The sequence below is a fragment of the Wolbachia endosymbiont of Drosophila baimaii genome, assembly GCF_028982185.1.
Taxonomy (GTDB): Bacteria; Pseudomonadota; Alphaproteobacteria; order Rickettsiales; family Anaplasmataceae; genus Wolbachia; species Wolbachia pipientis.
Genome location: NZ_JAPQLE010000104.1, coordinates 1 through 5,572, shown reverse-complemented (window position 1 = coordinate 5,572; position 5,572 = coordinate 1). Strand labels below are relative to the sequence as shown.

Sequence of the window (5,572 nt, the reverse complement as noted above, 5' to 3'; positions counted from 1 at the left end):
GCTACTGATATTCCCTATCTTTTTTATCTTTAATCCATCATAGCTAGCGATGCAACAAAGCCATCCCAGTGTCTGGGCACTGGGATGACAAGAAAGAGGCTACTTGGATGACACCCTGACAACCGTCATCCCGCTGCGTGTTAGCGGGATCTCTTGTTAGTGGCTGAGATACCGCGGCGGTATAGCTATACCTTTTTCTACTTAGTTTGGGTTATGCAAGAAGTCTAATAACATTTATTGCTATTTTGCCATGTATCCCTTATACTATAAAGTAGAACATTATAGGTTTCAGCAATGATAAAAGAAATTGAAGAACTAATAAAAATTGTTGGTAAGGGTAATTTATTAGAGACGTTATTTATTTTTTTAGGTAGCTTTCAACATGCTGACTTAGGTCGTTTTATGGATCACAGGAATCACATAGGTCTGTCTGCATTCATACAGAAGCAAGATGAACAATTAGATTACTATTTTAACTTAAAATTTAGTCTACAAGGGCTGTTTTTAATTTATGCTCTAGCTTATCGAATTCTAAGTGAAAACAATAATCTGAATACTAAAGATGTCATAGATAAAATATATGACGTTATTAAAGGGTCTGAGTTAAATAGAGATATAAATGAAGTAGTAGATGGAAGAAAATTAGATTTACTTAACATCTTAGCAAATCCAAAGAGAGAACCAATATTTAAAACAGAGGAAGATTTTGAAAATAATGTACTTGCTGACATCAAAAAACTGTTAAATGAAAAATCTGATAAAGAGTTTTATTTTAATAAATTTGTTATCGATTGTTACTATTCTACTCATCAAGAGATAAAAGTAGATAGAGATGTGGCTTTATCACTTTCTCTATTATATTCTCTTGGAGGTAGTTATAAAAAACCTTTGTCACCTGATAAAATAGTAAAAAGAAAAGTACTAGAGTTACATGAGAATCTGTTAATAACGCAATATACAATATTCTTAGCTAGCAAACTACACATGATCGGATTATCAAGTAGAGATGGAACCATCAAATATACAATCGACCATGAGGATGTAGATCGACAAGAGAAAGGATTAAAAATGGATGGATCAATATGTCCTATAAATAGAAAAAACACTCTAGAGCAACTGTTAAAAAACCAAAATAGTGATGAATTTGAACAATTAGTAACAAACCCTGAGAATATATACTACTCAGTGCCACAAGAAGAGAATGAATGTAGGCCAAATCTTATCATCAGTAAGAAAAAAGAAAAAGACCATAAAAACATAATCTGTAAACTTATTTTAGGTATGTTTGTATTATCTGTTGGGTTATATGTTGCTGATTATTTCCTTATGGAGCAAAAATTATTTAATCCAATAAAAGGTGTCCTACCACAGGATAATTTTGTTAATCTAGTAATTGCTGCAGTGCTTACTATCGTAATAGTATATGCTTTATTTCAATTATCACAGGAACCACCACTTTCAACAGTCAATAAGATGACGAATGAAAATTTAGGACAGCCCGTGCAAAATAAGTTTAGAATTACATAAATGTAGCAACTTAAAAGCATATATTGTATAATGCTTATTCTTAAGTTAAGAGGTAATTTATGGATTTAAGTAAAATAACAGCAGGACCAAATGCGGTGAATGTGGTAATTGAAATAAGTGCGAATGCTGAGCCTGTAAAGTATGAATTTAATAAAGAGTTTGGGTTGTTACAAGTTGACAGATTTTTATCTACCTCAATGACTTATCCTTGCAATTATGGGTTTATACCAAATACCTGCGCAGGTGATGGTGATCCTGTGGATGTTTTGGTGCTAACTCAGTTTCCCTTAGCATCTAGTGTTTTAATATCGGTGCGTCCGATAGGCGCATTACTCACTAAGGATGAAAAAGGAGAAGATGAGAAAATATTAGCTGTGCCTGTTTCCAGTGTTGATAGCTATTATGACAATATAAAGGACTATTCTGACTTATCTAAAAGCCTACTAGATAAAATTACTCATTTCTTTTCTCATTATAAAGATCTAGAAAAGGGAAAAACGGTAGCAGTTGGAGAATGGGTTGGTGTAGAAGAAGCAAAGAAAATCATTGAAAAAAGCAGAAATTAGTTTTTATTGATTTATAGCTAAAGTGGCTTAGGTTTGCCCACAATTTGAAAAACAACAAATTCGTCATTCCGCTACTTGTTAGCAGAATCTATGCTGAGATACCGCGCACGACTGTACGAACATTCATTCTTGAAGGTAAACTGCACAGCAAATGGTGTCATTCCAGTCTGGAATCCAGCCTTGCCGTAATCTCATCAAGAACGTTGTGTTTTAACATAAGATCAGCCACTTTTATGCTTACCAACTTAGTGCCCAATCAAAATTCCTGGATCCCAGTGTCTGGGCACTGGGATGACAAGAAAGGGAGCACTGGAATTTTTGTTTCAGTATTAGCCATGCATCTGAACAGATACAAATATTGCAATTAAAAGCATTAGACAGGCGGTAGAGGTCTTGGTATTATATAATCTTTAGGTTCTAAATTTGGAAGGGTGGCCGAGCGGCTGAAGGCGGCGGTTTGCTAAACCGTTATACGACCCAAAAGTCGTATCGAGGGTTCGAATCCCTCTCCTTCCGTATACTGTTTTTAGCACGGTTTAAATTCGCTATATTAGCATGTTTTTAGCCTATTTACCAGCGTACCTGATTTTGTTGCAATGGTTTTTATTTCCATTGTCACTGAGATCACTATTAAAAAGTTGGCTAGCATTGACTCAGTATTTATTATAGAATTGGTTATTAACTAAACAACTTTACTTGTATGTATAAAATACTAATTTTACTGTTGATAGTGTTGCCACTTAGGTTGCTTGCAACCGAGATTGAAATTATTGCAGATGTAAATGGCGAGCCAATTTCAAATTTAGATATCGAAAAACGCATCAACTTTATAAATTCATTGTTTGGCACTCAAAGTGTTAATCAAAAAGAAGCAAAACCTCAAATTCTTAGGGAGCTAATAGACGAAATTATCATTATTAATGAAGCGCAGAGGCTGAATATAAAATTGAGCAACGAGGAGTTAGATAATGCTGTCATGTTATTTTTAACCCAAAGTTTTAAACTTAATGCTAATGAAGTTGATCAATACATAGAGAAGCATAATATAGATCTTAGTATTTTAAGAAAACAAATAAAATGTCAGTTACTGTGGAGCAAAATTATTGAAGTAAAAATTGTGCCATTTATTAATATGAGCGATAAAGAAGTAGACGATGTAAAAAGGCAAACAGAAAAGCCGGATTATCTTATCACGTTCCAAGAGTTTATAATTCCTGATCAAAAAGACAAGGACGTTTATGGTATGGCTGAAGATTTAGTAGAAAAATTACGTAATAGTAATAACCCAGAACCTCCAATAAAGATGCGTAAAGCAACAGTTAATTTAAGTCAGCTAAAAGGAAAACTCAAGAGCGTTTTAGAAGGATTAGAAATCAGCGACATAGCAGGTCCATTCAGTTTCAGTGAAGGTTACTCTGTTATAAAAGTAATAGATAAAGTACAACTTAATCATGCACTGCTGGAAAGCACTTTAAAATTAAAACAGATTGTGGTTGAAGGTTCAGAAAGTTTATTAGATAATCCCAAGGAGCAAAAAGTTAATTGTTTAAATTTTGATAAATTGGCAGATAATTTTAAGTTGCCAAACGCAAAGGAATTTGAAATAAAAATGCGAGATTTAAATCCTGATTTACAGATTTTATTTAGTAAAACAAGTGTGAATGAAATAGTAGAATTTAGAGAAAATGGCACTGCAAAGTTGATGATGTTGTGTGATATCAAGAGTAATGTAGCGGGTATAGAAGCAATTAAACAGCAGATGTACCAACAAAAGATTATGATACAAAGCAACTTGTTATTAGATGATATGCGTAAAAATGCAGCTGTCAGTTATCGGTATAGTTGAAGTCAGAGAGTGTCCTTGTCTCTGTCTTTGTGTATAGAACTATATAAATTACTTTGTTCTATAAAATTTCAAAAAATTTGAACAAATGTAGTTAAAATAGCACATGAAGAATATAATGCTAATTGGTGGTGGAGTTGGAAATGCAGTGTTATTTTCGATAGGGAAGGCGTGTCTTGAAAATAATAATAAGGTTTTGTACTTTGCTGGCTATAAGAAATTAAGTGATGTATTTAAACGAGCACTGATAGAGCGTGCATCAAATGCAGTAGTTTGGGCATGTGAAGAAGGATTGATAGAAACAAGCAGAGATCAAGATAAATCCTTTCATGGTAATATAGTTGATGCAATAGTCTCTTATCAACAAGGAAGATTAGGTATTAATTTGAACGTTATAGATAAAATTATCACTATTGGTTCTGATAAAATGATGAAAGCTGTGAATGAAGCTAGAAAAACAATTTTAAAGCCATATCTGAAATCAAGCCACATAGCAATATCATCAGTTAATTCTCCTATGCAGTGTATGATGAAAGAAATCTGCGCTCAGTGTGTGCAGCAGCATATAAATGCGGAAACAGGAGAAAGGAGTTTTGTTTATAGCTGCAGTAATCAAGACCAGGATATGGAATTTGTTGATTTTGACTTTTTAAGTGAGCGTTTGAAGCAAAATAGTTTACAAGAAAAACTCACTGTGAAATGGATAGATCATGTTCAAAGATATTAAACAGCACAAAAAGGAAATAAGAGAGCAATATAAAGCTATAAGAAAAGATATTGATGAAAGTTATTCCAGTTATGCAGCAAATTCCCTTATTAATCTCTTTAATCAGAACTTAAGCTACGTTAAAGGCAAAACAATTGCGGCTTACATTCCAATGGATGGAGAAATAGATGTTGTGCCTTTGATGCATAGTTTACTCGATTTAGGTTATAAAGTAGCAATTCCTAATAAAAATAAGTTACTAAAATTTGAGGAATGGAACGAAACAAATGAAGACGTAATTCCCGACACAATCATTACTCCTGTTATTGCTTTTGATGATCATTTTAATAGATTAGGTTTTGGCGGTGGTTGGTATGATACAATGATAGAAAAACTGCGGCCACTTGGAAAAATATTTATAGGTGTAGCCTATGAGAAACAATATTGTAAAGATTTACCTGTAGAAAAACATGATCAAAAATTGGATATTATAATCACTGAAATGTGTGTTAGGTGTAGAAGTGGATTGCTCAAAAAAGTGGATAAAAAAGAATAGATCTCTACCTTTCCCATTCCCTCCCTCTCCAAGCCATCAGAGGGTTTTGGTTTCTCCTGTACTCGCTCGTTCAGAACTTGGACTATCTAATTGAGGAACTGGTGACTTCATTTGGTTAACTTTATCATTAACCATTTTTTCTACCTCCTCTATTTTACCCTCACCAATGGCCATAATTTTAGATTGAAATTCGCTCATAAAACCTACAAGTTTCTCCATATCTTCCTCATGAGTACTAGTACCCTTGCTCATAAGATTGTTCAAAAGACCAGCCTTATCTTCCCCTATTATAGCATTTCTCATAATAGTCCGAACAGGTCATAGGAAGGCAGAATCAACAGCACGACGAAAGGATTCGAATAGAGGAATGTTTT

General features: G+C 33.6%; 7 protein-coding genes and 1 tRNA gene. 7 read left to right on the top strand and 1 reads right to left on the bottom strand.

Annotated features, from left to right (window positions below; translation table 11 throughout):
• Positions 1–294: 294 nt before the first annotated feature.
• From OZD66_RS03490 to OZD66_RS03460, 7 genes are all read left to right on the top strand, one after another.
• Positions 295–1,527 (top strand): WD1261 family protein, encoded by a 1,233-nt coding sequence (locus OZD66_RS03490; protein ID WP_182367937.1) that lies wholly within the window; start codon positions 295–297, stop codon positions 1,525–1,527.
• Positions 1,528–1,586: 59 nt separating this feature from the next.
• Positions 1,587–2,093 (top strand): inorganic diphosphatase, encoded by a 507-nt coding sequence (ppa, locus tag OZD66_RS03485; RefSeq protein WP_182367940.1) that lies wholly within the window; start codon positions 1,587–1,589, stop codon positions 2,091–2,093.
• Between the two features lie 44 nt (positions 2,094–2,137).
• Positions 2,138–2,461 (top strand): hypothetical protein, encoded by a 324-nt coding sequence (locus OZD66_RS03480; protein ID WP_182367943.1) that lies wholly within the window; start codon positions 2,138–2,140, stop codon positions 2,459–2,461.
• Positions 2,462–2,518: 57 nt separating this feature from the next.
• A tRNA-Ser gene (locus tag OZD66_RS03475) sits at positions 2,519–2,609 on the top strand.
• Positions 2,610–2,793: 184 nt separating this feature from the next.
• Entirely contained in the window at positions 2,794–3,939 is a 1,146-nt protein-coding gene (locus OZD66_RS03470) for a SurA N-terminal domain-containing protein (RefSeq protein WP_182367946.1), read from the top strand.
• Positions 3,940–4,042: 103 nt separating this feature from the next.
• On the top strand, positions 4,043–4,663 hold the full coding sequence (locus tag OZD66_RS03465; RefSeq protein WP_182367949.1) for a ferredoxin reductase domain-containing protein: 621 nt from the start codon (positions 4,043–4,045) through the stop codon (positions 4,661–4,663).
• A complete protein-coding gene (locus OZD66_RS03460; protein ID WP_182367953.1) occupies positions 4,647–5,198 on the top strand; it encodes a 5-formyltetrahydrofolate cyclo-ligase in 552 nt (183 codons plus the stop codon). The genes OZD66_RS03465 and OZD66_RS03460 overlap by 17 nt, the downstream gene beginning before the upstream one ends.
• A gap of 36 nt (positions 5,199–5,234) precedes the next feature.
• Here the strand turns inward: OZD66_RS03460 and OZD66_RS03455 are convergent, their stop codons facing one another.
• A complete protein-coding gene (locus tag OZD66_RS03455) occupies positions 5,235–5,450 on the bottom strand; it encodes a hypothetical protein (RefSeq protein WP_220468234.1) in 216 nt (71 codons plus the stop codon).
• Positions 5,451–5,572: the final 122 nt, after the last annotated feature.